The sequence below is a fragment of the Nonomuraea sp. NPDC005650 genome (assembly GCF_040605375.1).
Classification (GTDB): domain Bacteria; phylum Actinomycetota; class Actinomycetes; order Streptosporangiales; family Streptosporangiaceae; genus Nonomuraea.
Genome location: NZ_JBEXCR010000004.1, coordinates 217,100 through 243,304 on the forward strand (window position 1 = coordinate 217,100; position 26,205 = coordinate 243,304).

22 protein-coding genes and 1 pseudogene are annotated in these 26,205 nt (G+C 72.7%); 11 read left to right on the forward strand and 12 right to left on the reverse strand.

Annotated elements, in window-relative coordinates; translation table 11 throughout:
- Positions 1 to 207 precede the first annotated feature (207 nt).
- Positions 208 to 1,251, forward strand: a complete 1,044-nt coding sequence (locus ABZS69_RS08850; RefSeq protein ID WP_355368775.1) for a LacI family DNA-binding transcriptional regulator — start codon at positions 208 to 210, stop codon at positions 1,249 to 1,251.
- 54 nt (positions 1,252 to 1,305) lie between these two features.
- On the forward strand, positions 1,306 to 3,387 hold the full coding sequence (locus ABZS69_RS08855; protein WP_355368777.1) for a beta-galactosidase: 2,082 nt from the start codon (positions 1,306 to 1,308) through the stop codon (positions 3,385 to 3,387).
- A gap of 6 nt (positions 3,388 to 3,393) precedes the next feature.
- Here ABZS69_RS08855 and ABZS69_RS08860 read toward each other — a convergent pair whose 3' ends face one another.
- The 3 genes from ABZS69_RS08860 to ABZS69_RS08870 all read right to left on the reverse strand — a co-directional run bounded on the left by ABZS69_RS08860 (position 3,394) and on the right by ABZS69_RS08870 (position 5,685).
- Entirely contained in the window at positions 3,394 to 4,374 is a 981-nt protein-coding gene (locus tag ABZS69_RS08860; protein ID WP_355368779.1) for an arabinan endo-1,5-alpha-L-arabinosidase, read from the reverse strand.
- A gap of 277 nt (positions 4,375 to 4,651) precedes the next feature.
- Positions 4,652 to 5,146: a hypothetical protein gene (locus ABZS69_RS08865; RefSeq protein ID WP_355368781.1), complete on the reverse strand. Its 495-nt coding sequence runs from the start codon at positions 5,144 to 5,146 to the stop codon at positions 4,652 to 4,654.
- Entirely contained in the window at positions 5,143 to 5,685 is a 543-nt protein-coding gene (locus tag ABZS69_RS08870) for a sigma-70 family RNA polymerase sigma factor (RefSeq protein ID WP_355368783.1), read from the reverse strand. Before ABZS69_RS08870 ends, ABZS69_RS08865 begins: the two co-directional genes overlap by 4 nt.
- A 170-nt stretch (positions 5,686 to 5,855) precedes the next feature.
- Here ABZS69_RS08870 and ABZS69_RS08875 point away from each other — a divergent pair, with 170 nt between their 5' ends.
- The 5 genes from ABZS69_RS08875 to ABZS69_RS08895 all read left to right on the forward strand — a co-directional run bounded on the left by ABZS69_RS08875 (position 5,856) and on the right by ABZS69_RS08895 (position 11,214).
- Complete coding sequence (locus ABZS69_RS08875; RefSeq protein WP_355368785.1) at positions 5,856 to 6,554, forward strand: DUF2306 domain-containing protein; 699 nt, start codon at positions 5,856 to 5,858, stop codon at positions 6,552 to 6,554.
- A 70-nt stretch (positions 6,555 to 6,624) separates the two neighbouring features.
- A complete protein-coding gene (locus ABZS69_RS08880; protein ID WP_355368787.1) occupies positions 6,625 to 8,328 on the forward strand; it encodes an FAD-binding protein in 1,704 nt (567 codons plus the stop codon).
- A gap of 56 nt (positions 8,329 to 8,384) precedes the next feature.
- On the forward strand, positions 8,385 to 9,716 hold the full coding sequence (locus tag ABZS69_RS08885) for a sensor histidine kinase (RefSeq protein WP_355368788.1): 1,332 nt from the start codon (positions 8,385 to 8,387) through the stop codon (positions 9,714 to 9,716).
- Positions 9,713 to 10,372, forward strand: coding sequence for a response regulator transcription factor (locus tag ABZS69_RS08890; protein ID WP_355368790.1), 660 nt, complete (start codon positions 9,713 to 9,715; stop codon positions 10,370 to 10,372). Before ABZS69_RS08885 ends, ABZS69_RS08890 begins: the two co-directional genes overlap by 4 nt.
- Positions 10,373 to 10,425: 53 nt before the next feature.
- The gene (locus ABZS69_RS08895) at positions 10,426 to 11,214 is read left to right on the forward strand and encodes an N-acetylmuramoyl-L-alanine amidase (protein ID WP_355368792.1); all 789 of its coding nucleotides are present in this window, start codon (positions 10,426 to 10,428) and stop codon (positions 11,212 to 11,214) included.
- Between the two features lie 32 nt (positions 11,215 to 11,246).
- On the opposite strand, the gene ABZS69_RS08900 is transcribed toward ABZS69_RS08895, so the two are convergent.
- The 3 genes from ABZS69_RS08900 to ABZS69_RS08910 all read right to left on the reverse strand — a co-directional run bounded on the left by ABZS69_RS08900 (position 11,247) and on the right by ABZS69_RS08910 (position 16,023).
- Positions 11,247 to 13,805 (reverse strand): sugar-binding domain-containing protein, encoded by a 2,559-nt coding sequence (locus ABZS69_RS08900; protein ID WP_355368794.1) that lies wholly within the window; start codon positions 13,803 to 13,805, stop codon positions 11,247 to 11,249.
- Positions 13,806 to 13,821: 16 nt separating this feature from the next.
- Complete coding sequence (locus ABZS69_RS08905; protein ID WP_355368796.1) at positions 13,822 to 14,862, reverse strand: glycosyl hydrolase 53 family protein; 1,041 nt, start codon at positions 14,860 to 14,862, stop codon at positions 13,822 to 13,824.
- A 186-nt stretch (positions 14,863 to 15,048) separates the two neighbouring features.
- Complete coding sequence (locus ABZS69_RS08910; protein WP_355368798.1) at positions 15,049 to 16,023, reverse strand: hypothetical protein; 975 nt, start codon at positions 16,021 to 16,023, stop codon at positions 15,049 to 15,051.
- 179 nt (positions 16,024 to 16,202) lie between these two features.
- Here ABZS69_RS08910 and ABZS69_RS08915 point away from each other — a divergent pair, with 179 nt between their 5' ends.
- A complete protein-coding gene (locus ABZS69_RS08915; protein WP_355368800.1) occupies positions 16,203 to 17,360 on the forward strand; it encodes an alkaline phosphatase PhoX in 1,158 nt (385 codons plus the stop codon).
- 71 nt (positions 17,361 to 17,431) lie between these two features.
- Here ABZS69_RS08915 and ABZS69_RS08920 read toward each other — a convergent pair whose 3' ends face one another.
- Entirely contained in the window at positions 17,432 to 18,757 is a 1,326-nt protein-coding gene (locus ABZS69_RS08920) for a phytase (protein WP_355368802.1), read from the reverse strand.
- Between the two features lie 109 nt (positions 18,758 to 18,866).
- Complete coding sequence (locus ABZS69_RS08925; protein ID WP_355368804.1) at positions 18,867 to 19,517, reverse strand: TetR family transcriptional regulator; 651 nt, start codon at positions 19,515 to 19,517, stop codon at positions 18,867 to 18,869.
- Positions 19,518 to 19,677: 160 nt separating this feature from the next.
- On the opposite strand from ABZS69_RS08925, the pseudogene ABZS69_RS08930 reads away from it, so the two are divergent.
- From ABZS69_RS08930 to ABZS69_RS08940, 3 genes and pseudogenes are all read left to right on the forward strand, one after another.
- Positions 19,678 to 21,093 (forward strand): annotated as a pseudogene (locus ABZS69_RS08930) (MFS transporter); the annotation flags it as partial.
- 297 nt (positions 21,094 to 21,390) lie between these two features.
- Positions 21,391 to 21,999, forward strand: coding sequence for a carboxypeptidase-like regulatory domain-containing protein (locus tag ABZS69_RS08935; protein ID WP_355369123.1), 609 nt, complete (start codon positions 21,391 to 21,393; stop codon positions 21,997 to 21,999).
- A 43-nt stretch (positions 22,000 to 22,042) separates the two neighbouring features.
- Entirely contained in the window at positions 22,043 to 23,011 is a 969-nt protein-coding gene (locus ABZS69_RS08940) for a YceI family protein (RefSeq protein ID WP_355368806.1), read from the forward strand.
- Here the strand turns inward: ABZS69_RS08940 and ABZS69_RS08945 are convergent.
- From ABZS69_RS08945 to ABZS69_RS08960, 4 genes are read right to left on the reverse strand one after another with little or no spacing between them, the layout of a single operon-like run.
- The gene (locus tag ABZS69_RS08945; RefSeq protein WP_355368808.1) at positions 23,008 to 23,616 is read right to left on the reverse strand and encodes a hypothetical protein; all 609 of its coding nucleotides are present in this window, start codon (positions 23,614 to 23,616) and stop codon (positions 23,008 to 23,010) included. The genes ABZS69_RS08940 and ABZS69_RS08945 overlap by 4 nt on opposite strands.
- 12 nt (positions 23,617 to 23,628) lie before the next feature.
- The gene (locus tag ABZS69_RS08950) at positions 23,629 to 25,089 is read right to left on the reverse strand and encodes a multicopper oxidase family protein (protein ID WP_355368810.1); all 1,461 of its coding nucleotides are present in this window, start codon (positions 25,087 to 25,089) and stop codon (positions 23,629 to 23,631) included.
- 5 nt (positions 25,090 to 25,094) lie between these two features.
- Positions 25,095 to 25,547 (reverse strand): hypothetical protein, encoded by a 453-nt coding sequence (locus tag ABZS69_RS08955; RefSeq protein WP_355368812.1) that lies wholly within the window; start codon positions 25,545 to 25,547, stop codon positions 25,095 to 25,097.
- Positions 25,544 to 26,068, reverse strand: coding sequence for a hypothetical protein (locus ABZS69_RS08960; RefSeq protein WP_355368814.1), 525 nt, complete (start codon positions 26,066 to 26,068; stop codon positions 25,544 to 25,546). Before ABZS69_RS08960 ends, ABZS69_RS08955 begins: the two co-directional genes overlap by 4 nt.
- Positions 26,069 to 26,205: the final 137 nt, after the last annotated feature.

Sequence of the window (26,205 nt, forward strand, 5' to 3'; positions counted from 1 at the left end):
GGTAGCGGCGATGATCGTGTGTTTGCGTAAACATGATGAAGGTGTCCCGTAGTCTGAAGGCGCCGCCAGATCATGTCAATAGGTAACCGTCAGTTAACGCATCCGGCGATTTGGCCCACTTTCGTGACGAGTTCACCCGGCCATTGACGGCAGGGGCGTGTTTACGTAAACATCAGGGCGAGAACATCGGACGATCAGAGGTGGCAGTTGGACGGGACGACCCAGGAATCGCCGGTGGGACGGCGCTCGCGCAGGCGGCCGTCCATGGCCGACGTCGCCGCGATGGCCGGAGTCTCCAGCCAGACGGTCTCCCGGGTGGTCAACAACCGCAGCAACGTCGAGGAGGAGACCCGCCAGCGCGTGCTGTCGGCCATGCGGGTCCTCGGATACCGGCCCAACACCGCCGCGCGCGCCCTGGTCACCGGCCAGTTCCGCACCCTGGGCCTGATCAGCTTCGGCCTGTCCAGCTTCGGCAACGCCCGCACCGTCGACGCCGTCACCAGGGCGGCGCAGCGCGCCGGCTACACCGTGAACATGATCGCCGTCGAGTCGCAGACCGAGCAGGCCGTGCACGAGGCGTTCGACCAGCTCACGCTGCAGGCGGTGGACGGCATCGTGCTCATCGAGGCGCAGATCCTCGACACCCCGTCGCTGCGCCTGCCACCCGGCGTCCCGGTCGTGATGGCCGACGGCGACGTCAGCCACCGCCACCCCATGGTCGACACCGACCAGGCGCTCGGCGCCCGGCTCATCACCCGCCACCTGCTCGACCTCGGCCACGAGACCGTCTGGCACGTCGCCGGGCCGGAGGACTCCTACGCCGCGCGGCGCCGGGCCGAGTCCTGGCATGCGGCGCTCAAGGAGGCGGGGGCCGCGACTCCCCAGCTGCTGTTCGGCGACTGGAGCGCGGCCAGCGGCTACCGGGCCGGGCTGGAGCTGGCCCGGCGGCCCGGCGTGACGGCCGTCTTCGCCGCCAACGACCAGATGGCCCTCGGCGTGATGCGCGCCATGATCGAGGCGGGCCGCCGCGTCCCCGAGGACGTCAGCATCGCCGGCTTCGACGACCTCGACGAGTCGGCCTACCTCTCCCCGCCGCTCACCACCGTCCGCCAGGACTTCGACGTGGTGGCCGAGAAGATCGTGTCGCTCATGATCGGCCAGATCGAGACCGGGTCGGCCCCGTCCTCCACCGCGTTCGTCGCCCCTGAGCTCGTCGTCAGGCAGAGCACCGGCGCGCCGCCCCGTTCGTAACCAGACAGAAAGGAGGAGCGGCGGACCTCGCCCGGCGAGTCCGCCGCACCGACGATGAACGCCGTACCTCGCGATGTCAGGCCGGTCTCCGGGACCGCCGGCGCCCCGTCCCCTGCCGACCGGCTCCGGCGCCGGCTCGGCGGCCTGGCCTTCGGCGGCGACTACAACCCCGAGCAGTGGCCGGCCGAGACCAGGGCGGAGGACCTGCGCCTCATGGCCGAGGCCCGGGTGAACCTCGTCACCGTCGGGGTGTTCGGCTGGGCCCGCGTGGAGCCGGCGCGCGGAGCGTACGACTTCTCCCTCTTCGACCAGGTCCTGGATGACCTGCACGCGCACGGGATCACCGCCGACCTCGCCACCATGACGGCCTCGCCGCCGCCCTGGCTGGTCCACGAGCACCCCGAGATCCTGCCGGTCACCGCGGACGGGACCGTGCTCGGCCCCGGCGGGCGCCAGCACTTCTGCCCCTCCAGCCCGGTCTACCGGGAACGCGCCGCGCTGCTGGCGGAGCGGCTGGCCGAGCACTATCGCGGCCACCCGGCCCTCGGCCTGTGGCACGTCGGCAACGAGTACGGCTGCCACATCCCCGCCTGCTACTGCGAGGCGTCGGCGGACGACTTCCGCCGCTGGCTGCGGGAGCGCTACGGCGACGACGTCGAGGCGCTGAACGACGCCTGGTCGACGGACTTCTGGTCGCAGCGCTACGCCTCCTTCGACCACGTCCGGCCGCCCCGCGTGGCCCCGACGTACCCCAACCCGGCCCAGCAGCTCGACTACCTGCGCTTCGGCAACGAGGCGCTGCGCGCCTGCTACGACCTGGAGGCCGCCATCCTGCGGCGGGTCACGCCCGACGTGCCGATCACCACGAACTTCCTGGCCGGGCTGAAGGCCGTCGACGTCTTCGACTGGACGCCGGGCGTGGACGTCGTGTCGGTCGACTCCTACCCCGACCCCCACGACGAGCGGCCGCACCTGGCCCCCGGCCTGGTGTACGACACGATGCGCGGCGCCGCCGGCGGGGACCCGTGGATCCTCATGGAGCAGGCGCCGAGCGCGGTGAACTGGCGGGCCAGAAACGCGATCAAGCAGCCCGGCCAGATGCGGCTGTGGAGCTGGCAGGCGGTCGCGCACGGCGCCGACGCGATCCTCTACTTCCAGTGGCGGCAGTCACGGGGCGGCGCGGAGAAGTTCCACTCCGGCATGGTGCCGCACGCGGGGGCCGACAGCAGGGTCTACCGCGAGATCGTGGCGCTCGGCAGGGAGCTGGCCTCGGTGCCCGACCTGGCCGGTACGCGGGTGCGCAACCAGGTGGCGATCCTGCTCGACTGGAACAGCTGGTGGGCGCTCGAACTCGACTCCCACCCCTCCGACGGGGTGCGCCAGCAGGACCGCCTGCTCGACCACTACGGGCCCCTGTTCGAGCTCGGCGCGGGCGTGGACGTGGTGCCGCCGTCGGCCGACCTGACCGGCTACCGGCTCGTCGTCGTGCCCAACCTGTACCTGCTGGCGGGCGAGGACGCGCGGCGGGTCTCGGCGTACGTGTCCGGCGGCGGCGCGCTGGTCGTCTCGTTCTTCAGCGGCATCGTGGACGAGCACGACCGGGTCCACCTGGGCGGCTATCCCGCGCCGCTGCGTGACGTCCTCGGGGTGCGGGTCGAGGAGTTCTGGCCGGCGGCCGAGCACGAGACGTTCGCCGTACGGGGCTGCGGGCCGCTCGCGCACCTCGAAGGGACGGCCGACCTGTGGCGCGAGGACCTGCGGCTCACCGGGGCCGAGGCCGAGCTCGTCTTCGACGGCCCCGACGGGGCCGGCCGCCCTGCTGTGACCAGGCACGCGTTCGGCGAGGGAAGCGCCCGCTACGTCTCGACCCGCCTCGACGAGCCGGCCATGCGGGCGGTCCTCGCGCGAGCGCTCGCCGAAGCGGGGGTCACCCCCGCCGTCGACGGGCTGCCTCCCGGGGTCCAGGCGAGCGTGCGCGCCGGAGCCGGCCGCCGCTTCCTGATCCTGCTGAACCACACCGGCGAGAAGCACGACGTCGCCCTCGGCGGCGAGTGGACCGACGCCCTCTCGGGTGAGGACGTCGAGGCGGTCACGCTGCCGCCGTCGGGCGTCGCCGTGCTCCGTGCCAGTCAGTAGGGCCGGTCAGTAGACGAAGGGCCAGCCCGCGCTGTCGTACCCGAGGAGGTTGATGCCCAGCAGGGGCGCGCCGTTGTCCGCGTAGTAGTGGTAGTAGAGCACCTCGGCGTCGCTGTCGGGGACCACCGCCTGGTGGCCCGGCCCGTGGACGCTCCCGTGCCCGGCCAGGACCTGGGTGCCGCCGCCCGAGGTCATGGCGACGCCGTTGCGGTCCACGTACGGGCCGGTGACGCTGGTGGAACGGCCGACCATGATCCGGTAGGTGCTGCTCGCCCCCTGGCAGCAGGCGTCGAACGACACCCACAGGTAGTAGTACGAGCCGTGCCTGAAGATGAACGGCGCCTCGATCGCGGTCGTGCCGCCCGTGCGCTGGGCCAGGCCGGTGATCGAGGTGCCCAGGCGCCTGCCGGTGGCGGGGTCGAGCTGGATGAGCTTGATCCCGGTCCAGAACGAGCCGAAGGACAGCCACCAGCGGCCCTGGGCGTCCACGACGAGGTTGGGGTCGATGGCGTTGTAGTTGCTCGACGACGTGGTGGAGATGATCAGGCCCTGGTTCGTCCAGGAGCCTGACGCGCCCGTGGCGCTGGTGGCCAGGAAGATCGCCGAATTGCGCGAGCCGAACGTCGAAGCCGAGTAGTAGAGGTAGTAGCGCCCGTTGCGGTAGGAGATGTCGGGCGCCCACAGGCTGGCGCCGCCGCCGGTGTACGACGTGGTCCACGGCGCGCCGCCGGGGAAGACCACGCCGGCGTTGCGCCAGGCGGTCCGGTCGGCCGAGGTCTTGATCGTGATGTTGTCACCGGTGTGCACCAGCAGGTACGACCCGTCGGGCCGCTTGACCACGCTCGGGTCGTGCGCGCCGGTGTCGCCCGTCACCCGCCCCGGGTTGGGGTAGGACGACGGGGGAGTGGTCGGCGTGGCCAGGGGCACGGGCTCGGGCAGCACCGTCGCGGCGCCGAGCAGGAGGGTGACGAGAGCTCGTTTCCACATGACGTGACCTCCTAGGAGACGGCGCTGACGTACCACTCCAGCCACGGGCCGGCTCACCGCTGAACCCACTTGACTGGTCAGAGTTACCGTTCACATGGGGGGTGTCAAGCACGCCTGCCACCGCCGCAGGTCGGGCGCGTGAAACTTTCACCCGCCCGGGCCGGGGCGCTGACCAGGCGGCCGGCACCCCGGCCCGGCGCTCAAGGGGAGGGCTGTTCGGCCCCGTCCCGGTGCCCAAGGCGACGGCGGGGAGGGCTGATCGGCCCCGGTCCGGTGCTCAGGGGGAGGGCGGGCCGGGCGGGTCGGTCAGTTCGCGCAGGCGGCGCAGCAGCGCGGCCTGGTGGGCGTGGGCGCGGACGGCCAGCGCCAGCGCCCCCGCGACGAACACCCCTCCGACCGCCAGCGTCAGGCCCAGCCCGGTGCCGCGCTGGACGGCGACGACGGCCAGCACGCCGGTGGTGGCGAGCGAGGCGGCCAGGCCGAGCCAGGCGGCGATCACCCGGTCGGCGGCGAACAGCGGCACCCGCCGGGTCACCAGCCAGCCGCCGTAGCCCGCCCAGGCCAGGCAGAACAGGATGAGCATCGCGAAGGCCACCTGGGTGCGCCCCGGCAGCGGCGCGGGCTCGCTCCACCACAGCGTGCCCGCGAACAGCGCCCCGGCCAGCCCGGCCAGCAGCGCCACCAGCGCCCGGATCCGTCTCTTGGGCGACAGCGCGGGTTCGAGCCGCTCGATCATCTCTCGTGCCGACAGGCGTGGTTCGTCCTCGGTCATGGCCGGGTTCCCTTCTCCTCGAGGTGGGCACGCAGCAGGCGACGGGCACGGTTGAGCCTGGACTTGACCGTGCCGGCGGGGATCCGGCAGATCTGCGCGCAGTCCTCCACCGACAGGTCCTCCAGGTAGAACAGGACGAGGATCTCCCGCTCCAGCACCGGCAGCGCCGACAGGGCGCTCACCAGCTCCGCGCGGTCCACGATGGCCTCCACCATGCTCGCCACCGTGCCCGACACCGGATCCTCGGCGGCCACGTCGCGGGCCGTGAGCTCCTCCCGGGCGTACTGGCTGCGCAGGCGGTCGGTCACCGACCGGCGGGCGATCGTGAACAGCCAGGGCGCGAACCGGGCCGGCTCCCGCAGCCTGGGCAGGCCCCGGATCACGGCCAGCCACACCTCCTGGCTCACGTCGTCGGCCCGCTCGGCGTCCAGCATGCGCCGTACGTACGTCCACACCGGCACCCGCCAGCGCTCCACCAGCTCGGCCAGTGCCGCCCGCTCACCCAACTGGGCGCGGACCACCAGCAGCTCATCGGTCATCTCGTCCTCCCGTCACCCTGCACAGTCGGACGAGACGCCGACGAGGTTCACGGTCGCCGGGTCGCGGCCCCGACGGCCGAAAGTACTACCCCGACGGCGGCCGAAAGGCGGAACGAGCACGAGCCCTTACGCCGATGAACCGGCCCCGCCCGCGTTGCCACCATCGAGCCATGACCCACACGAAGGCCGCCCGGCTCATCCCGGCCGGACTGCTCGTCCTCAGCGCCGTCCCCGTCCTCGCGGGCGCCGCCCGCGTGGCCGAGCTGACCGGCGGCGTCGCCATCATCCCGGACGGCGCCCGCGTGCTCGCCGCCCCCGTGCCCGTGATGCTGCACATCGCCGGCGTCACCGTCTACAGCGTCCTGGGCGCCTTCCAGTTCGCGCCCGGCTTCCGCCGCCGCAGGCCCGCCTGGCATCGGGCGGCCGGGCGGCTGCTGGTGCCGTGCGGCCTGCTCGCGGCGCTGACCGGCCTGTGGATGACCCTGTTCTCCGACCTTCCCGCCGGCGACACCGGACTCCTGACCGTCTTCCGCCTGGCGGCCGGCTCGGCCATGGCCGGCTCCCTCGCCCTCGGCCTCGCCGCGATCCTGCGGCGCGACGTCGCCCGGCACCGCGCCTGGATGATCCGCGCCTACGCGCTCGGCATGGGCGCGGGCACACAGGCGGTGCTCTTCGCCGTCTGGTACGCGGCCACGGGCGGCGATGCCCACACCGTCGCCAGGGCACTGCTCCACGGCCTGGCATGGGGCATCAACCTCGCCGTGGCCGAATGGGCCATCCGCCGGCGCTCCGGGCGGGTCGCCGGTCAGCCGATCGGTGGGGTGGATCAGCCGTCCGGAGGGGCGAAGAGCTCAGCCGCCGATTCATGACATAGGCGGATGTGCTGCTCACTGCCGGATTGAGACGCTGACGGCCTTCGACCGGAAGGGAGCGGGACACATGCCAGAAGTGGGCGACGGGAGCGAGCGCGCGGCGGTGAGCCGTCGCGGGCTGCTCGCCGGAGCGGGGGCCACTGTGGCGGCTACAGCGGCGGCCACTGTGGCGGCCACAGCGGCGGCTACGGTGGCGGCTACGGTGGCGGCCGGCACGTGGGATGGCGGCGTCGCGGCGGCGGCGGCGGACTCGGAATCGGACTCGGCGGTGTTCGGCCCGGTGACGGTGCGTCCGGGCGACTCGCGCTACGACAACCTGTTGCGGGGCAACAACTTCCGCTTCGCCGGCAGCCCGGACGAGATCCGCGTGGTCGGGTCGACCGGCCAGGTGGTGCGCGCGGTGCGGGAGGCGGTGCGGTCCGGCCGCCGGGTCGCGGTGCGCAGCGGCGGGCACTGCTTCGAGGGCTTCACCGCAGACCCGGCGGTGCGGGTGCTGCTGGACCTGTCGCCGATGGACGCGGTCGGCTATGACACCGGCCGGCGGGCGTTCGCGGTGCAGCCCGGAGCCACGCTCGGTCACGTGTACCGGACGCTGCTCACCGGCTGGGGCGTGACGATCCCCGGGGGCAGCTGCCCGGAGGTGGGCGCCGGCGGGCACTTCGCGGGCGGCGGGTACGGGGCGCTGTCCCGGCGCTACGGCTCGGTGGTGGATCACCTGTACGCCGTGGAGGTCGTGGTGGTCGACCGCGACGGCACCGCCCGCGCGGTGGTCGCCACCCGGGAGCCGGACGACCCGAACCGTGACCTGTGGTGGGCGCACACCGGCGGTGGCGGCGGCAACTTCGGCGTGGTCACCCGGTACTGGCTGCGCTCGCCCGGGGCCGCCGGGACCGACCCGTCCCGGCTGCTGCCCCCCGCGCCCCGGCGGATGGTGCAGCACGTGGTCATCTGGTCCTGGGAGCACATGACCGAGCAGGCGCTCACCGGGCTGATGCGTAACTTCGGCACCTGGCACGAGCGCAACAGCGCGCCCGGCTCCCCGTACGCCGGGCTGTACGGCCTCCTCCAGCCGTCGCACCGCGCCGGCGGGACCGTCATGCTGGTCGCGCAGATCGACGCGGACCTCCCCGGCGCCGACGGCCTGGTGACCGGCTTCGTGTCGGCGGTGACGGACGGCGTCGATCTCACCCCGGCGTACGACCAGCGGCGGACGATGCCGTGGCTGCACCGGATGACCTGGCCGGGCAGCGGCGAGCCGGGCGACGTGCTCACCCGGCGGTACAAGATCAAGGCCGGCTACCTGCGCCGCTCGTTCACCGAGACCCAGCTCGCGGCCGTCTACCGCAACCTGAACAACGGGACCGGCGGGCCGGGCGCCGGCATGCTGCTGGTCGGCTACGGCGGCCAGGTCCGCGCGGTGGCGCCCGGGGCCACCGCGATCGCCCAGCGGGACGTGGTCATGAAGGCGGTCTACCAGACGATCTGGGAGGAGGAGAAACATGACGCGGCCAACCTCGCCTGGGTCCGCGAGCTCTACCGCGACGTGTACGCCGGCACCGGCGGCGTGCCCGTGCCCGGCGAGGTCGACGACGGCTCCTACATCAACTACCCGGACGCCGACCTGGCCGATCCCGCGTGGAACACCTCGGGCGTCCCCGCGCACACGCTCTACTACAAGGACAACTACCCGCGCCTGCAGCGGGTGAAGGCCCGGTGGGATCCGCGCAACGTCTTCCGGCACGCCCTGGCCGTCGAACCGGCATCGGGATGAGCCGGGGCGGAGACTAGATTGTCCGCTGGGGGCGAGCACCGGGGAGGAGGACACGGATGAGTGAGCCGGTGGCCCGGTGGCCCGTGTCGCTGATCGTCGGGCCGTACGCGCTGCTGGCGCTCCTGGCCGGTGTCACCGTGGCAGAAAAGGGCTCGGCGGGCGCGTCCCTGGTCGTCGACCTGGTCCTGTGCGCGCTGGTGGCGGCGTGGATGCTGGGCGTCTTCACCCTCCGTCCCGCCTGGCGCGGGCGGCCGCCGGTGATGGCCGTGTTCTTCACCGTGCTGATCCTGCTCACGGCGATCCTGGTGATCAGGGACCCGTGGTTCGGCTTCTTCACCCCCGTGGGGTACGTCTACGCCTTCCGGGTGCTGCCCTGGCCGTGGGAGGCGGTCGGCGTGGGCGCGGTGGGGGTGGTCGCGGGCACGGCCCAGGCGTACGGCGTGGACAAGTCCACGGTCGCCGGCCTGCTCACCTACGGCGCCGTCGTGGTCGCGAACGTCGTCCCCATGTGCGCCTTCGCCTGGTTCGCCCGGCGCGCCGCCCGCCAGAACGAGGAGCGGGAGCGCGCGCTCCACGAGGCCCGCGAGGCGAACCGCAGGCTGGCGGCGTCGCTGGCGGAGAACGCCGCCCTGCACGAGCGGCTGCTGGCCCAGGCGCGCGACGCCGGCGTGCGGGACGAGCGGCAGCGCATGGCGCGGGAGATCCACGACACCCTGGCACAGGGGCTGACCGGCATCGTCAGCCAGCTGCGCGCGGCCGAGCACGCCGGCGACGATCCGGCGGCCTGGCGCCGGCACGTCGCCGCCGCGACCAAGCTGGCCAGGGAGAGCCTGTCGGAGGCGCGGCGCTCGGTGCACGCGCTGCGCCCCGAGCCGCTGAGCTCGGCCATGCTGAGCGAGGCGCTGGCGGGCGTCGCCGAGCGCTGGTCGGCGCTGCACGACATTCCGGTCCAGGTCACGACGACCGGTACGGCCCGGCCGATCCGGCCGGAGGCGGAGGCCGCGTTGCTCAGGATCGCGCAGGAAGCCCTGGCCAACGTGGCCAAGCACGCGCGGGCGACCAGGGTGGGGGTGACGCTGTCGTACCTGGAGAACGAGGCCGCCCTCGACGTCCGCGACGACGGCGGCGGCTTCGACCCGGCCCGGCTCAATGACCCGCTCGGCCCCGACCCGCTCGGCCCCGACCCGCTCGGCCCCGACGCGCTCGGCCCCGATGCGAGCGACGCCGCCGCGATCGATTCGCGGGCCGATCGCGGCGGGTTCGGCCTGATCGCGATGCGGGAGCGGATGGAGAGCCTGTCCGGCACGCTGCAGGTCGAGTCGGAGCCGGGCGCCGGCACGGGCATCTCGGCCCGCGTCCCCGCCGAGCGGGCGGAGGCGGGCGCGTGAGCCGCCCCGCCGGCCCGATCGGGCTGCTGATCGTGGACGATCATCCGGTGGTCAGGGACGGGCTGAGCAGCATGTTCGCCCGCGACCCGGAGTTCGAGGTGCTCGGGGAGGCCGCCGACGGGGCCGAGGCGGTCCGGCTGGCCCAGACCCTGCGCCCGGACGTGATCCTCATGGACCTGCGGATGCCGGGCATGGACGGGGTGAGCGCGATCAGGGAGCTCGCCGAGCTGGGGATCGGGGCCCGCGTGCTGGTGCTGACCACGTACGACACCGACAGCCACGTGCTGCCCGCGATCGAGGCCGGCGCCACCGGATACCTCCTCAAGGACGCGCCCCGCGACGAGCTGCTCCGCGCGGTCCGGGCGGCGGCCCGGGGCGAGGCGGTGCTCGCGCCGTCTGTGGCGGCCCTGCTGATGAGCCGGGTACGCCGGCCCGCCCCGGGCCCGCTCAGCCCGCGCGAGGTCGAGGTGCTTCAACTGGTGGCGGCCGGCGCCACGAACCGGGAGGCGGCGGCCCGGCTGTTCCTCACCGAGGCCACCGTCAAGTCCCACCTGCTGAACATCTACGCCAAACTCGGAGTGAACGACCGCGCCGCCGCTGTCACCGAGGCGTTCAACCGGGGGCTGCTCGTCCCGCGAACGCCTGAACCGCCCTGAACCCGCGGCGCGATTTCCGGTCTTGGCGGGTCATCGCCCGATACGGTCTGTTCATGCGCGTTCATCGACCTGGACTCGTGGCACTCACCATGCTGGCCGCGCTGTCCGGTGGGTGCGGCGGCGCCGCGCCTGGCCAGGGCCAGCCGGGCCTGACCGTGCCGTCCCCCACGAAAAGGGGACCGCTGGCGGGCAAGGTCGTGGTGCTCGATCCCGGGCACAACGGCGGGAACGCCACGCATCCCAACGAGATCAACCGCCAGGTCGACATCATCACCAAGAGCAAAGCCTGCAACGCCGTCGGTTTCGAGACCCCCGACGGCTATCAGGAGAACGCCTTCGCCTGGAGCGTCACCCAGCATCTCAGGCCGCGCCTGGAGGAGATGGGCGCCAGGGTCGTGCTGACCCGGACCAACGACGACGGCGTCGGCCCCTGCGTCACCGAGCGGGCGGCCATCGCGAACGAGGCCAGGGCGGACGCGGTGGTGTCCATCCACGGTGACAGCGGCAGGGCGAGCGGGCACGGGTTCCACGTGGTCACCCCCGGGCTGATCTCCGGGCGCAACGACGAGGTCATCGAGCCGTCCCGCAAGCTCGGGCTGGCGATCCGCGACGCGTACGAGGCCGGCACGGGCATGCCGTACGCGAACTACCGGGGCGAGGACGGCCTGCGGTCCCGCACCGACCTGGGCGGGCTCAACCTGTCGACGCGGCCGGTCGTGTTCATCGAGTGCGGCAACATGCGCAACCCGGGCGACGCGGCCAAGATGACCGACGTCGCCTTCCGCAAGCGCATCGCCGGCGCGCTCGCGGAAGGCATCAAGAACTACCTCACCGGCACCTGACCGAGCCGCGCGCGGGCACGCGCCCGAGCCGGTCAGTACGTGGCGGGCATCTGGGTGGTCAGGCCGGCGGTCACGGCGAACGCGGCGGACGTGACGCTCGCCGTGGCGGCGGTCAGGCCGGTGGCGGTGGCGCGCAAGGTGATGGTCCCGGGCGTGCGGGCGGCCCGGACGAAGACGCGGTTCACGCCCGCCTCGGTGTCCAGGTAGGGCTTGTGGACGCTGCCCGGCTTGCCCGGGTTGAAGCCGCCCAGGAAGGCGGCAGGGCCGGTGAGGGTGAAGTCGACGCGGGCCTGGTGGGTGGGCATCCGGCGGCCCTGCGCGTCCACGGCCTCGACGTCGAAGAAGGCGATGTCGCTGCCGTCCGCGCGGAGTCCGCCGGGCGCGGTGCGCGGGGTCAGCCGGAGCGCGGTGGCGGCCCCGGTGGTGGTCTTGGAGGTGCGGACGACCTCCTGACCTGCGGCGTCGTAGCCGACGGCGGTGATCGTGCCGGACTGCCAGCGGACGCCGGCGAAGGAGTACAGGAAGTCCTGGGTCGCGGCGGTGTCGTCGCCCACCTGGGCGCCGTTGACGAGCAGCAGCACGCGGCGGACGTGGGAGGAGGCCATGACGTACGCGGTCTTGGCGGTGCCGGCCGGGTAGGTCCAGTGCCCGATGATGTGGAGGTCAGGGGTGGGGCTCTGCATGACGCGGAAGGAGTGCAGCGACTCCTTGGGGATGCGGACCGCGTCGACCCGGCCGGACAGCCGGGCGCACTCCCAGTTGTACTGGCGGCCGTGCTGGTTGGAGTCGGCCCAGATGAGGGCGGCGGCGCCGGAGTAGCGGCGCTCGCCGGGGCCCTGGATCCGCTGCCCCCAGAACTCGTAGCGGGTCGCGGCGGCGTGCGGGCCGGCGAAGTCCTCCGAGGTCAGGTGGTACGTGACGTCCGGGCCTGTCACATAGCCGAAGTCCGGGGGAGAGTAGTCGTCCCAGACCCGCCGCGGCGCCTCGTCCCGCGTGTACTCGCACTCGATGATGGGCTTGCGGTCGCGGGCGTAGGCCGAATAGTGGCGGTTGAGCATGGTGCCGACGTATTCGGCGGCGTCCACCGCCGCGGTCCCGCCGTACGCGGAGTCGTCGGAGATGGCGCGGCAGCCCATCGCCCGGCCGCCGTTCGGGTCCCAGGTCTTGCGCAGGTCGGTCATCTGGCGCATGTGCGCGGCGGTGATCCAGTTGTTGCCGGCCTCCCAGAACAGGATGCTGGGGCTGTTGCGGAAGTAGATGAGCACGTCGCGCATGAGCTCGACCCGCTGGTCCCACTGCCGCCCGGTGGCGTCGGACTCCTTGTCGCCCGCGGGCTGGACGGACACGATGCCGTACCGGTCGGTCATGCGGATGTTCGCGGGCGAGGTGGCGACGTGCATCCAGCGGATCAGGTTGGCGTTGCTGTCGCGGATCATCTCGCCGTCGAAGTGCGTCATCCACTCCGGCACGGCCGCGCCGACGGCGGCCCACTCGTTGGTGGCGCGCACGGCGTAGCCGGTGAGGAAGACGTGGTTGTCGTTGAGGTAGACGCCGCCGCCGCTCGTCCCGCCCTTGAACTCCGCCTTGCGGAACCCGGTGACGATCGGGTACGCGTCCAGCACCGTACCGCCCTCCGACAGGACCACCTCCACGGTGTAGAGGTACGGCCGGCCGGGCTCCCAGAAGCGCAGCCCGCTGATCCGCTGCGACAGCTTGACGATCTGCGTCTGCCCGGCGGCCAGCGTGACCGGCGACCCGGTGATGGTGGCGCGGACCTGCCCGTCCGCCTGGACGACGTCGGCGGAGACGGTGACGGTGCGGGCGGTGCTCTGCTCGTTGCGGACCTGGGCCTCGACGTTGATCGTCGCCGTCGCGCCGGAGACGTTGACGACGCTCGGGTAGACGTACGTGCCGACGGTCCGCAGGTTGGTGTAGAGCGGCAGCGTGAAGTACGTCCTGGGCAGCACGTACATGCGCACGTTGCGGGTCAGCCCGCCGTAGGTGGGGTTGAAGTCGCGGGTGTCCCACTGGAACGCCGTGCCGGTGGCCTGCTCGGGCCGCCACTTGGTGTTGTCGGCCTTGACCGCGATCACGTTCTCGGCGCCGAAGCGCACCTGGTCGGTGATGTCGAAGCCGAACGGCGTGACGCCGTACTCGTACAGGCCCACCTGGGTGCCGTTGACATAGACGGTGGCCGCCTGCCGGACGCCCTCGAACTCCAGCAGCACCTTCTGTCCGGCGGGGGCGGCCGGGAGGGTGAACCGCTTGCGGTACCAGACCGGCTGCATCGCGACGGCGGACTCCCCGGAGCTGGTGATGTAGCCGTCGAAGGAGTCCACGTCGTTGAAGGTGTGCGGGACGCTCACGGCCGCCCACGCCGAGTCGTCGAACGAGGGCGCCTGCGCGTTCGCCACGTCCTGCTTGATGAAGCGCCAGTCCGGGTTGAGGTTGTAGACCACCCGGCTGCTCGCGGTCGCGGCGGTTGCCTCGCCGGCCCGGGTCAGGCCGGCGGCGCCGAGCGCGAGGGCGCCGGCGGCGGCCAGCACCGTTCTCCTCGGTACGCCGGCGGCCGGTTCGATCGCTTGTCCCATGGTCCTCTCCTGACGGTCAGACGTTGAGGAATCCGTCCATGGCGGCGGTGGGCCGCAGGGTGGCGGGATCCCACGCCCCGCTGCCGTAGGTCGCGAACGGCGAGTAGACCTCGGGCTCCCAGTAGAAGGTGCCGAGGCCGCCGAAGCTCTTCAGCCCGGTGACGAAGGCCCGGAGCGAGTCGCGCACCTGGGTGGGCTTGTTCAGCGGCCCGCCGTACTCGACGTGCATGACCGGTTTGCCGTACGTGGTCTGGATGGCGTGCATGTTGTCCAGCACCGGGGCCACGTTGCCGCCCTGGGCGTAGGAGGACAGCCCGGTGATGTCCCACCGGCCGCCGTTGTCCCGGTAGGCGTTGAGGAAGTTCTGGACGCCGGCGAGGTTCTGCGGCTGGGCCAGGTGGACCAGCACGGGCGTGGCCGGGAAGACCTGCTTGACCATGTCGTACGCGGCGTTGAGCAGGCCGGTCATCTGGGCGGGGCGGCTGAGGCTCCCCACCGGCTTGCAGATGCCCGAGTTGGTCTCGTTGCCGATCTGCACCCATGCGGGCGTGACCTTGTTGTACTTGATCACGTTCATGGTGTGGTAGACGTAGTCGTACATCGCGTCCAGCATCTGGCTGTAGCTCATCGAGGCCCAGGCGGCGGGCGGGTTCTGCACCCCGACCGAGTTCCAGGTGTCGCCGAAGTGATAGTCGATGAGCACCGACAGCCCGGCGTTCTTGCAGCGTACGGCCATCGCGGCGGTCTCCTCGACGGCGCAGTGGCCGTGCACCGGGTCGCTGGAGGGGTTGACCCAGGTGCGCAGGCGGATCGCGGTGACGCCGTACGCCTTGAGGATCGTGAACAGGTCCTGCTGGGCCCCGGCGCCGTTGCGCCAGATCCGGCCCTGCGCCTCCATCTGCGGCATCCAGCTGAGGTCGGCGCCCTTGACGAAGGTCGCCGCCTGAGCCTCCGGCGTTCCCGCTGCCGTGCCCGCGCCCAGCGCCAGCGCGCCGGCGCCGAGGAGGACCGCGCGCCTGCTCAGCTCGGTGGGTACGGACGTGCGTATGTCTGCCATGACCGGGTTCCCTTCGCTGTTAGCGATAACAGGGGCGGTTAAAACGGTTAAACCGTAGGAACGGGGTTCGGCACCGTCAAGGCCCGCCGCCGATGACGTGGTGAGCATCGCGTAACCGGCCTGCTGGGCCGGGGAATGCTCGCTGAAAATTTCAGGCGGCGCGAAAGCGGTTACGCGGCCGGGCGCTCAAAGGGCGCGGACGCGGACGTCCCGGAGCGCGCTCCGCACGAAGCTCTCGTCACCCGACGCGGCCAGGTAGAAGCCGTTACGGCAGGCGCTGCCCGAGATGGCGTGGCGCGGGTCGAGGGCGACGGACGCCCTGCCCAGCCGCCCGCAGTCCGGGACCGGGACCAGCACCAGCATCCGGCGGCTCAGCCCGCCGAGCCACAGCTGCGGCCCGACGAGCACGCCGTCGCGGACCTCGCCGGGGCGGGAGAGCCGCAGCGGCCCGCCGGCCGACAGGGTGAGGAAGCCGTCGGGGGTGAGCGTGCCGCGCAGGTTCTCCGCCCAGGCCAGCCGCTGTTCGAAGGTCATCCCGGCCCGCTCGTCCTGCAGCGCGAGCCGCCAGTCGCCGAACGCGAAGAGCAGGACCGAGCCGGCGCCGTCCACTCCGAGCGGCCCGGGCCACAGCGTGACGCCGCCGGTGAGACGGCGGATCATCGGGCGGCCGGCGGCGATCTCGGCCTCGCCGTACAGCGGGGCGGTCAGGACGCGGAACTCCCCGGCGCTCCCGTCGCCGGTGGGGGAGTGGGGCCCTTTCGTCGGCTCGTCGGCGGTGGGGGAGTGGGGCCCCTCCGCCGTCCCGTCGCCGGTGAGCCTGCCGGCGGCGTACGGCCGTACCCCCAGCGAGTCCAGGCTCAGGCCGGCCGGGTAGGTCAGCTTCGCCCGCGACCCGTCGGGGAACGTGACCCGCAGCGTCCTGGTCGCGCCCGCGCCGTCCGCCGCCGGATAGACGGCGTTGGATCTCACGCTGACCGCGTCGCGCACCGGCACAGGCGTCGGCTCCGGCACCGGCGTTGGTTCCGGCACAGGCTCGGGCGAGGGGCGGCTCGCGAGAATCCCGATGAGCGGCACGGCCGCGAGGGCGACCAGCACCGCGATCCCTGCCCGGCGGGGCCCGCGCGGCCCCTGCTCGACGATATCCACCCGGCCGGTGGTCATCGGCCTTCCCCTGTCGTGCGGCTGTCCCACCCAGTTCAGCCCATCGACGGCATCGACGTCACGCCCGGCACGGGAATGTGATGTACCGCACTATTGCCGTTAACTTCTCTGACGGGCGAATGTCGGTCTGATCGACATACTGTCGGCGAGGCCGCACCCCCTTCAAGGAGGTTTCGTCGATGGAACGCCGCAATTTCCTGCGTGCCACCGTGCTCGGCGCGAGCACGGTCGCCTTCTCCGGCAGTCTCTGGCAGGGCGCCGCGCTGGCCGCGCCGGCGCAGAACGCCCCCGGCCCCTACGGCTCGCTGCAGGCCGCCGACGCCAACGGCATCCAACTGCCGGCCGGCTTCACCAGCCAAGTGATCGCCCGCTCCGGTCAGTCCGTCCCTGGCACGTCCTACACCTGGCACAACGCCCCTGACGGAGGCGCGTGCTTCGCCGACGGCAGCGGCTGGATCTACGTCTCCAACTCCGAGATCAACCCCGGCGGCGGCGCCTCGGCCGTCCGGTTCGACTCCAGCGGCGCCGTCGTCTCGGCGAACCGCATCCTGTCCGGCACCCGGCAGAACTGCGCGGGTGGGAAGACGCCCTGGAACACGTGGCTGTCGTGCGAGGAGGTCAGCCTGGGCTTCGTCTACGAGACCTACCCGTTCGGCGGCACCGCCGTGCAGCGTCCCGCGATGGGCCGCTTCAAGCACGAGGCCGCCGCCGCCGACCCCGTACGGCAGGTGATCTACCTCACCGAGGACGAGACCAACGGGCGTTTCTACCGGTTCGTCCCCACCACGTGGGGCGACCTGTCCGCCGGCACCCTCCAGGTGCTGGTGGCCGGATCCGCCACGTCGGGCTCGTTCACCTGGGCGAACGTCCCGGACCCGGACGGCTCGCCGACCGCGACGCGCAGCCAGGTGTCCGGCTCCAAGTCGTTCAACGGCGGCGAGGGCTGCCACTACGCCGACGACACGGTCTGGTTCACCACAAAGGGCGACAACCGGGTCTGGCAGGTCAACCTGACCTCCAACACCTACGAGCTCGCCTACGACGACAGCCTGGTCAGCCCCGGCACCGCGCCGCTGACCGGCGTCGACAACGTCACCGGCTCCACCTTCGGCGACCTGTACGTGGCCGAGGACGGCGGAAACATGGAGATCTGCCTGATCACGCCCGACGACAAGATCTCCCCGTTCCTGCGGATCAACGGCCAGAGCTCGTCGGAGATCACCGGGCCGGCCTTCAACCCCGCCGGCAACCGGCTGTACTTCTCCTCCCAGCGCGGCACCTCGGGGTCGTCGTCCGGCGGCATCACCTACTGCGTGACCGGGCCGTTCCGGACCTGATCCGGGAAAGGCGGAAGGGGTCGCCGGAATGATCCGGCGACCCCTTCGTGTCACAGCCTGCGGCGGGCCGCTCAGCCGCGCGGGTTCCAGCCGGTGACGTCGACGTCCAGCCCGAGGCGGCGAGCGATGTCGTCCCACTTCACATACTTGAAGTTGGTGTTCTCGCGCACCTCGCCCTCCGGATCCGTCGCCTCGGGGGTGTTGGCGCCGTCGTGGGTGACGAACAGGCCCTTGGGGAACCGGCGGCCGAGCGGCACGTTGATCACCATCGTCCCGTCGCTGCCCTGCACCCCGTCGATGCCGCCGGCGTCGCCGACGCGGAAGGAGCCGAGGTAGGCGTTCTCACCTCTGCGGTCATAGACGGCGAAGGTGTCGCTGCCCTGGCTGGAGGCGATCAGGTAGCCCTTGCCGTCCTTGCCGTAATAGATGGTCAGGCCCTCGGCGTCCGCCGTCAGGTTGTCGCCGCCGTATCCGGGGTCGGCTCCGGCGGCACACTCCTCGGTGGCGGGGTCGTAGGTGGCCGGTACGCCGTACTCGCGGACCCGGTCGACCAGCTCAGGTGAGCCAGTGAGATCACCGGAGATGCGCCAGATGCCGACGTCCTCCTGGGCCGCGTAGAGCGTGCCGGTCTGGGCATCGACCACCATGCCTTCGATCTGCGGGCCCACGCCCGGCTCGTCGCATGGGCTCCAGCTCTGGCCGTTCGGGAGGGTGAAACTCGACGGGAGGTCGATGGTCCGGAGCGTCGTGTAGCCGATCTTGCCGCCGGGGGCGTCGGTGAGCTTCAGCAGCGCGAGCCGCGTGGTGTGCCGGCGGCTGACCAGGACGTAGGTGCCCGAGCCCCGCTTCCACGTGGCGAGGCCGTACACGGTCTCGGCGTCGTTCACCTCCGCCTGGGTCGCGTTGAAGATGAACGGCGCGGCGGGGTCGGTGATGTCGGTGAGCGGCTGCCGGTTCTGGCCCGCCTTCGCCGGATTGATCCGGTAGATGCGCAGCTTGTCGGAGCCACGGTCGGAGGCGACGAAGACGTCCGACCGGCCCGCCTTGGACGCGTGCCCGTAGACGACGTCCACGTTGTTCAGCCGGCCGGGCTCGTCGTCCTGACCCGGCGCGGCCGGTGCGGGCAGGTGCTGGAGTTGCCTGCCGTCCAGGTCGTAGAGGTACAGGCCGCCCTCCTTGGCGGTGGTCGCGATCAGGCTCTCCGCCGGAGAGGTGGGGTGGACCCAGATCGCCGGGTCATCGCCGTTGGCGTTGCCGCCGGCCTCGTCGTCGAACAGGGGCGGGGTCTCGACCCGCGGCTCGACGGCGGGCAGGTCTTGCGCGGTCGCCGGTGGGACCAGGGCACCGAACAGGCCGATCGTCAGCGCTGCGGACGCCAGCGAGGTGAGGGGGCGCATCGACTTCTCCTCATTGGGGAACCTTGCAGCCTTGATCCTCATGAGCGAAGCCGACCGGACCATGAACCGAACCGGAACTTCCGCCCAAATCAAGTCGCAGGGTCGTTCGTCACGGCTCGCGCGTGACGGGCGCCAGCCACATTCCGACGAGCGCGTCGATCAGCCCGGTCGCGGCGTCGTGCCAGGTGGCTCGGGGTGTGGGGGCGCCTTCGGCGAGCGCGCGCTCGCGGTCGGCGCACGTGAGCACGATCAGCTGGCGGGCCATGTCGCCGCGCTCGGCGCGCACCTCGGCGGGCAGCTCGGGCAGGCACCGGTTGAACCCCTCGACGGTCCGCCGCAGCGAGGAGGAGGAGCGGGTCTCGTCGGCCATGATCGCGCGGAGCGCGGGGTCGGTCACCACCTGGGCGACGAAACGGGCGTACCAGGTGGGGGAGCCGAGGTCCGACAGGTGCTCGGTGACCGGGCGCACCATGCAGGCGACCCAGTCGCGCACGTCGGCGGAGTCGGCGAGCTCGGCCACCATCGACTCGCGGATCCGCTCGATCGGCTCGGCGTGTTTGCGGGCGATCGCGCGTACGAGGTGGGTCTTGGTGCCGAAGTGGTAGCCGACGGCGGCGTTGTTGCCCTGCCCGGCGGCCTCGCTCACCTGACGGTTGGACACGGCGAGCACCCCGTGCTCGGCGAACAGCCGCTCCGCCGCCGCGAGAATGCGCTCGCGGGTCACTTCGGCACGCTCGGCGCGTATGGTCTTGCCGGTCATCGGCACCACCGTACCGGAACGTCACGCCTGCTCACGAGGGCCTCCTTCGAGCCTGACCTGCGTTGTGCCCAGTAAAACCACGCTGTTAGTCTTAAGTCAAGCGACTGATTTACTAATGCCTCGTCGTTTGCCTCCCCCAACCCCCTTACGGAGACCTCGCATGGCCAACATCCCCGCCCGCCGCGCCCACGCGGCCGATCCCCCGCGGTCGAGCACCTTCGTGGTGGTGCTCGCCTTCGCCGGGATCGTGGTGTCGTTGATGCAGACCCTGGTGATCCCGCTGGTTCCCGAGCTGCCCAAGCTCCTGGGAGCCCCGGCGTCCGACACCACCTGGGCGATCACCGCAACCCTGCTCGCCAGCGCGGTCGCCACGCCGGTGGTGGGACGGCTGGGCGACATGTTCGGCAAGCGGCGCATGCTGCTGTTCAGCCTGATCCTGCTGGTCGCCGGGTCGATCGTGTGCGCACTCAGCGACTCCCTGACGCCCATGATCGTCGGGCGGGCCCTGCAGGGCCTGGCCTCCGGCGTCATCCCGCTCGGCATCAGCATCATGCGCGACGAGCTGCCCGTCGAACGGCTCGGCTCCGCGACCGCGCTCATGAGCGCCTCGCTCGGCGTGGGCGGCGCCCTGGGCCTGCCCGCCGCCGCCCTCATCGCCGAGAACGCCGACTGGCACGCGCTGTTCTGGACCGCGGCCGGGCTCGGCGTCGTGGCCCTGGTCCTGGTGCTGGCCCTCGTGCCCGAGTCCGCGGTGCGCAGCGGTGGGCGCTTCGACCTGGTCGGCGCCGTCGGGCTGTCGGCCGCGCTGGTGTGCCTGCTCCTGGCGATCTCCAAGGGTGCCGGCTGGGGCTGGGGCGACCCGCTCACGATCGGCCTGTTCGCCGCGGCGGTCGTGGTGCTGCTGCTGTGGGGCTGGTGGGAGCTGAGCACCCGGGAGCCGATGGTGGACCTGCGCACCACCGCGCGGCGTCAGGTGCTGTTCACCAACCTCGCCTCCACCATGATGGGCTTCTCGATGTTCGCCATGTCCCTGGTGCTGCCGCAGCTGCTGCAGCTGCCGGAGGCCACCGGCTACGGACTGGGCCAGTCGATGCTGGCGGTGGGCCTGGTGATGGCGCCGTCCGGCCTGGTGATGATGGTGCTGGCGCCGCTGTCGGCCCGCCTGTCCGCGGCCAAGGGGCCCAAGGTCACCCTGATGATCGGTGCCGTCATCGTCGCCGCCGGTTACGCTCTCAACATCGGGCTGATGTCCGAGATCTGGCACCTCGTCCTGGTCTCCTGCATCATCGGGGCCGGCATCGGATTCGCCTACGCCTCCATGCCCGCCCTCGTCATGGGGGCCGTGCCGGTGTCCGAGACGGCCGCCGCCAACAGCCTCAACACCCTCATGCGCGCCGTCGGCACCTCCGTCTCCAGCGCCGTGGCGGGCGTCGTCCTGTCCCAGATGACCACCACGCTCGGGCCCGTCACCCTCCCCTCCGAGGACGGCTTCCGCGTCGTCATGGGCATCGGCGCCGGCGCCGCCCTCCTCGCCTTCGTCCTGGCCGCCTTCCTCCCGCGCCGGAGCGCCGCCGCCCCCACCACGGCGCACGCCGCCGCCCCGGCCGCGCACGGGTCCGCGCACGGGTCCACGCACGGGTCCACGCACGGGTCCACGCACGGGTCCACGCACGGGGACGAGCTCGCGTACGCGCCGGTGGGCACCGCCTGGACGGACGCGGCGGACGGCGGCGTCGAGATCCGCGGCATCGTCAGCGGCGACGACGGCCACGCGGTCGGCCACGCCACGCTGACGCTGATCGACTCGCGTGGCCACCAGCTCTCCCGGGCCGTGACCCTGGCCGACGGCGGGTACGCCATCTGGACGCCCGGCATGGGCACCTATGTCCTGATCGCGTCGGCCACCGAACGCGACCCCCAGGTGGCCACCCTCGTCGTGGGCGACCGGCCGGTCGACTTCAACCTGATCCTCACCGGCTCGAACAAGCTGACCGGGGTGGTGCGCGACCTGGAGGGCAAGCCGGTGCCCGGGGCGGTCGTCGTGCTGACCGACGTCCGCGGCGAGGTACTCACCACGGGCACGACCGACGCGGACGGCGCCTACAGCCTGTCCGGCGTGACCTCGGGCGGCTACACGCTCGCGGTCAGCGCGGACTCCTTCCGCCCGGCCGCCGTCCCGGTCGAGGTCGCCGGCACCGGCCAGACCAGGCAGGACGTCGAGCTGCGGCCCGGCTCCCGGATCCGCGGCACCGTACGGGTGCGCGACGGCGGCCCGCTGACCGACGCGCGGGTGACGCTGCTGGACGCGGCCGGGAACGTGGTCGGCACCACGACGACCGGCGAGGACGGCGCGTACGCCTTCGCCGACCTGACCGGCGGCCAGTACACGCTCATCGCCACCGGATACCCGCCCGTGGCCGACACCGTGAGCATCGACGGCCGCGACGACGACCTCGACCTGTGGCTGGCCCACGCCGAGTGACGACACCTGACAGCGCGACGACTGCTCCGAAGGGACGAGCACCATGTACACCAGCCAAGAGCAGGCCGGCCGGAGCGCCCCGGCGAGCCGGCACACCGAGCGGAGCGCCCCGGCGAGCCCGCAGACCGGGCGGAGCGCACCGGTGAGCGAGCAGGGCGCACCGGCGAGCCCGCAGGCCCGGCGGAGCGCGCCGGCCGGCCGCCGGGGCGTGCACGCCCTGATCCGCACCAAGGACGGGTGGGCCGTGCCGCACGCGATCGTCACGGTGACCGACCTGACCGGGCAGCAGGTCGCGCGGGCCGAGGCCGACGCCGAGGGCGCCGTGTCGACCGGCCCGCTGGCGCCCGGCGCCTACACGGCCGTCGCCACCGCGGCCGGATACACGCCCGCCGCGATGACGGCCATCGCCACCGCGTCCGGCGCCGCCGAGCTGGGCACGGTGGTGCTTGCCCGGCAGGGCGGCGCCGAGCTTCCCCCGCCCGGGATCTGGACGCTCGACCCCGCCCACTGCACGATCGCGGCCACGGCCCAGCACCTGGGGCTCAGCACCGTGCGGGGACGGTTCACCCAGTTCGCCGGGCGGATCGAGATCGGCACGGACCCGGAGACCTCGTCGGTGGCCGCCGACATCGTGGCCGCCTCGATCGAGACGGGGAACGGCACCCGCGACGACCATCTCCGTTCGGCCGACTTCCTGAACGCCGCCGCGTACCGGATGATCTCCTACCGCAGCACCGGGCTCACGCCCGCGGGCCCCGACCGGTGGATCGTGCACGGGACGCTGACGCTCGCCGGGGTGCAGCGGCCCGTCGACCTCGACCTGGCCTACCTCGGGACCGGGCCGGACCCGTGGGGCGGCCTGCGGGCGGCGTTCCGGGCCGGGACGGAGCTGCGCCGCGAGGACTTCGCGATGACGTACAACCAGATCGTGCGGGCCGGGGTCAACCTCATCGGGTCGACGCTGAAGGTGGAGCTGGACATCCAGGCCGTGCAGGGCGCGTCGCCGCCCTAGCGGAGTCCCACGAGCAGCGTCCACAGGGGGAGCATCGTCCAGACGACGGCGCCCGGGATCCCGCCGGCGGCCCAGGCCCAGGACACACCGGCCACGACCGTGACGAGGAAGCCGACGCCGAACGCGACGACGGCGACCGGCAGCCCGATCACGATGGCGCGCCCGAGGCGGGTCACGGCCGCGGGCAGGGCGCCGCTGCGCGCCCCCGCCGCGCTGATCGCGCCGGCCCAGCACATGGCGGCCACGCCGCTCAGGCTCACCGGGACGACCTGGTACGCGAACGGCAGCACCCCCGTGAGCAGCAGCGCCTGCAGCACGACGACCAGGACGGCGGCGACGAGGCCGATCCTGGTCCACCCGCGCGCGCGGGCGTCACCGGCCATGAGACGTCCCAGCCCGAGGACCACCGGCACGAGCGCGAGGTACTGGAGCAGGACGAGGACGTCGTTGGCCGGGCCGAGCCAGCTGTCGCCCGGATCGTCGCCCCAGGGCCGCGCGACGACGTAGAACAGGACCAGGAACACGTCCGCGACCAGGCCCGCGACGCCGCCGGCCACCGCCTGCAGCCGCAGGGACGGGGGCAGCCGGAGGGGATCTGTCCTCACTGATGCTCTCCTTCATTCTCGCGAGTTGTCCGCCGGGCCGCCGATGAGGAACGGGGTCGTGACGTTCTCGTACATGAGGTGGACGAGCAGCCCCTCGCGCGCGTGCGGCAGGTTGTGGCAGTGGTCGACCCAGATGCCGGGGTTGTCGGCGAGGAAGGCGATGTCGTAGGACTCGCCGTCCTCGACGTTCAGGGAGTCGACCCACCAGGGGCTCCCGGTGGCGGGCACGCCGTCGCGGGCGAGCACCACCGCGCGATGGCCGTGCAGGTGCATGGGGTGCACCTCGCCGCTGTCGTTGACGATCGTCATGCGGACGACGTCGCCGTCGGCGACCGTGAACATCGGCACGTCCGGGTACATGTGGCCGTTGACGGTCCAGTAGAGGCCGGGGACGCCGTCGAGGAAGCCCGGCCGGCGGCCCATCTCGTAGCGGAAGGCGCGGTCGGGGTGCGCCGGGTCGAAGCCGAGGGGCGCGGGGGTGCCGTAGGTCAGCAGGTCCAGGGTGGCGGCCGGCCGGGCGCTCGGCGGCACGCCGGCGGAGCCGCCGAGCACCACCGACAGCGGCCCGCCGATCTGCACCCGTACGGAGCCGCCGCCGGGCGGCACGGTCACCTCGAGGTCGGCCCGGCCGCCGGCCGTCACGAGGACGGCGGTGCGCTCGACGGCCGTGGGGCCGTGCAGATCGGTGCCGTCCACGGCGGCCAGGCGCCACGCGGCGCCGGTGACCCAGACCGGGGTGGGGCCGTTGTCGGTGTTGATCACGCGGACCCGCGCCGTCGTGCCGGGCGGCGCCGGTACGGTGACGTCGGTCTCGGACCCGTTGAGGGTGCGGACGCCGTGGTAGAGGTGTGCCAGGGCGACGACGTCGAGGGCGGCGGGCGGGCGCGCGGGCCGGACGACCAGCGCGCCGAAGAGGCCCCCGGCGACCTGCTCGTGCGACAGCTGGTGGGAGTGGTACCAGAACGTCCCGGCCCGCCGGACGACGAACCGGTAGACGAAATCCCGGCCGATCCGGACCGCGTCCTGGGTGACCCCGGCGACGCCGTCCTCGCCGCCCGGGACGTCCACGCCGTGCCAGTGCAGGGTGACGCCGTCCGGCACCGACTCGTTGACCAGCCGCACCTGTACGAGCTGGCCCGCCACGGCGGTGATCTGGGGGCCGGGGGAGCGGCCGTTGAAGGTGTACCCGTCGACCTCGCGGCCCGACGCCAGCCGGACCCGCTGCTTGCGCGCGACCAGCGTCACCGCGACGTCCGGCCGGCGCGCCGGGTCGGCGACCAGGGAGGTGATGTCGCGGGTGGCCCCACTCCGATGGTCCCCGTGGTGCTGCCGGCCGCCGTCGGCGTACCCCATGTCCATGACCGAGTACGCCGGCGGCAGCCGGCTGGCCTGCCACAGCCAGCCCAGCGGGACGACGACGGCCAGCGTCGCGGCGCAGGCCACGACGAGCCGCACCCGACGGGCGAGGACCATGACCCTCACACCGCCGCCGAGGCGGGCGCCTCGGTGGCGACGGGCCGCGCGCGCCGGGCCGCGTGCAGGGCGACCGCGAACAGCGCCATCGCGTTGAGCCCGTGCAGCCCGCCCACCCACGGCAGGTCGTGGCCCGCGTAGCCGAGCGTCGCCTGGACGGCGACGAGGAGCAGCACGAACGCGGCGAACTTCACCCCGCCGGGGATCCGGGCGAAGAACGAGACGATCAGGAGGAGGAGGGCGACGACGGGGATGACGAGCCCGCCGTTGATGCCGTGCACGATGAGGCCGACGACCTCCGGGAAGGCCAGGTCGTCGCTCTCCATGACGGCCTTGTCGAACACGTTGCCGGCCGAGACCCACTTGCCGAGCCCCGCGATGGCCAGGACGATCGCCGCCGCCTGGACGGCGACCTCGACGGCGACGGCGTATGCCAGGACCTTGTAGACGATTCTCATGGTGCCTGTCCTTTCGACGGGGAGCGGAGCGCCTTGACGAGCAGGGCGGCGCCGAGCGGGCCGGCGCCGAGGAGGTAGGGGATCGCGAGGTCGGCGGTGAGCGCGCCCAGCAGCGCGGCCACCGTCGCGATCCCGCCGATGACCGGGTGAGCCAGCCCGGCCCGGCCCGCCACGTACGACAGGCCCGCGATGCCCGAGGCCGCGGCGACGGACAGGGCGGGCGGCAGGATCGGGCCGGCGACGTGCAGCGCCGCCTCGACCGTCGCCGCCGAGGCGACCACGCCCAGCAGCGCCAGGACCACGGCGGCCGGCGCGCGGCCGGCGTGGCGGGGTCCCCACGCGGACAGGTCTCGGTACACCAGCGAGACGGCCACGACGGCGAGCCACGCACCGGTGCTCCGGACGAGCCCGAGGCCCGGCTCGCCGGCCGGGCACAGGGCCGGTTCTCCCGCCAGGCGTCCGGCCAGGCAGAGCGCCGACGACGCCATCAGGCACAGCCCGCCGGCCACCCGCGTCCTCATGACCGCCAGCGTGGGCGCCGCCGCGTCCCGGCGTCACGGGGCAGCTGTCCCTCCCGGACCGGGAGCCCGCGCCGGGAGCCGGGGCGGCACTCAGCCGGGAACCCTCACCGGGAACTGCGCCGGGCTGCCTCCGAGCC

What these genes read in the sequence shown, in the direction of transcription:
- ABZS69_RS08855 (WP_355368777.1), top strand. Translation starts at nt 1,306, where the DNA reads ATGAACGCCGTACCTCGCGATGTCAGGCCGGTCTCCGGGACCGCCGGC.
- ABZS69_RS08860 (WP_355368779.1), bottom strand. Translation starts at nt 4,374, where the DNA reads ATGTGGAAACGAGCTCTCGTCACCCTCCTGCTCGGCGCCGCGACGGTG.
- ABZS69_RS08865 (WP_355368781.1), bottom strand. Translation starts at nt 5,146, where the DNA reads ATGACCGAGGACGAACCACGCCTGTCGGCACGAGAGATGATCGAGCGG.
- ABZS69_RS08870 (WP_355368783.1), bottom strand. Translation starts at nt 5,685, where the DNA reads ATGACCGATGAGCTGCTGGTGGTCCGCGCCCAGTTGGGTGAGCGGGCG.
- ABZS69_RS08875 (WP_355368785.1), top strand. Translation starts at nt 5,856, where the DNA reads ATGACCCACACGAAGGCCGCCCGGCTCATCCCGGCCGGACTGCTCGTC.
- ABZS69_RS08880 (WP_355368787.1), top strand. Translation starts at nt 6,625, where the DNA reads ATGCCAGAAGTGGGCGACGGGAGCGAGCGCGCGGCGGTGAGCCGTCGC.
- ABZS69_RS08885 (WP_355368788.1), top strand. Translation starts at nt 8,385, where the DNA reads ATGAGTGAGCCGGTGGCCCGGTGGCCCGTGTCGCTGATCGTCGGGCCG.
- ABZS69_RS08895 (WP_355368792.1), top strand. Translation starts at nt 10,426, where the DNA reads ATGCGCGTTCATCGACCTGGACTCGTGGCACTCACCATGCTGGCCGCG.
- ABZS69_RS08900 (WP_355368794.1), bottom strand. Translation starts at nt 13,805, where the DNA reads ATGGGACAAGCGATCGAACCGGCCGCCGGCGTACCGAGGAGAACGGTG.
- ABZS69_RS08905 (WP_355368796.1), bottom strand. Translation starts at nt 14,862, where the DNA reads ATGGCAGACATACGCACGTCCGTACCCACCGAGCTGAGCAGGCGCGCG.
- ABZS69_RS08910 (WP_355368798.1), bottom strand. Translation starts at nt 16,023, where the DNA reads ATGACCACCGGCCGGGTGGATATCGTCGAGCAGGGGCCGCGCGGGCCC.
- ABZS69_RS08915 (WP_355368800.1), top strand. Translation starts at nt 16,203, where the DNA reads ATGGAACGCCGCAATTTCCTGCGTGCCACCGTGCTCGGCGCGAGCACG.
- ABZS69_RS08920 (WP_355368802.1), bottom strand. Translation starts at nt 18,757, where the DNA reads ATGCGCCCCCTCACCTCGCTGGCGTCCGCAGCGCTGACGATCGGCCTG.
- ABZS69_RS08925 (WP_355368804.1), bottom strand. Translation starts at nt 19,517, where the DNA reads ATGACCGGCAAGACCATACGCGCCGAGCGTGCCGAAGTGACCCGCGAG.
- ABZS69_RS08935 (WP_355369123.1), top strand. Translation starts at nt 21,391, where the DNA reads ATGGGCACCTATGTCCTGATCGCGTCGGCCACCGAACGCGACCCCCAG.
- ABZS69_RS08940 (WP_355368806.1), top strand. Translation starts at nt 22,043, where the DNA reads ATGTACACCAGCCAAGAGCAGGCCGGCCGGAGCGCCCCGGCGAGCCGG.
- ABZS69_RS08950 (WP_355368810.1), bottom strand. Translation starts at nt 25,089, where the DNA reads ATGGTCCTCGCCCGTCGGGTGCGGCTCGTCGTGGCCTGCGCCGCGACG.
- ABZS69_RS08955 (WP_355368812.1), bottom strand. Translation starts at nt 25,547, where the DNA reads ATGAGAATCGTCTACAAGGTCCTGGCATACGCCGTCGCCGTCGAGGTC.
- ABZS69_RS08960 (WP_355368814.1), bottom strand. Translation starts at nt 26,068, where the DNA reads ATGAGGACGCGGGTGGCCGGCGGGCTGTGCCTGATGGCGTCGTCGGCG.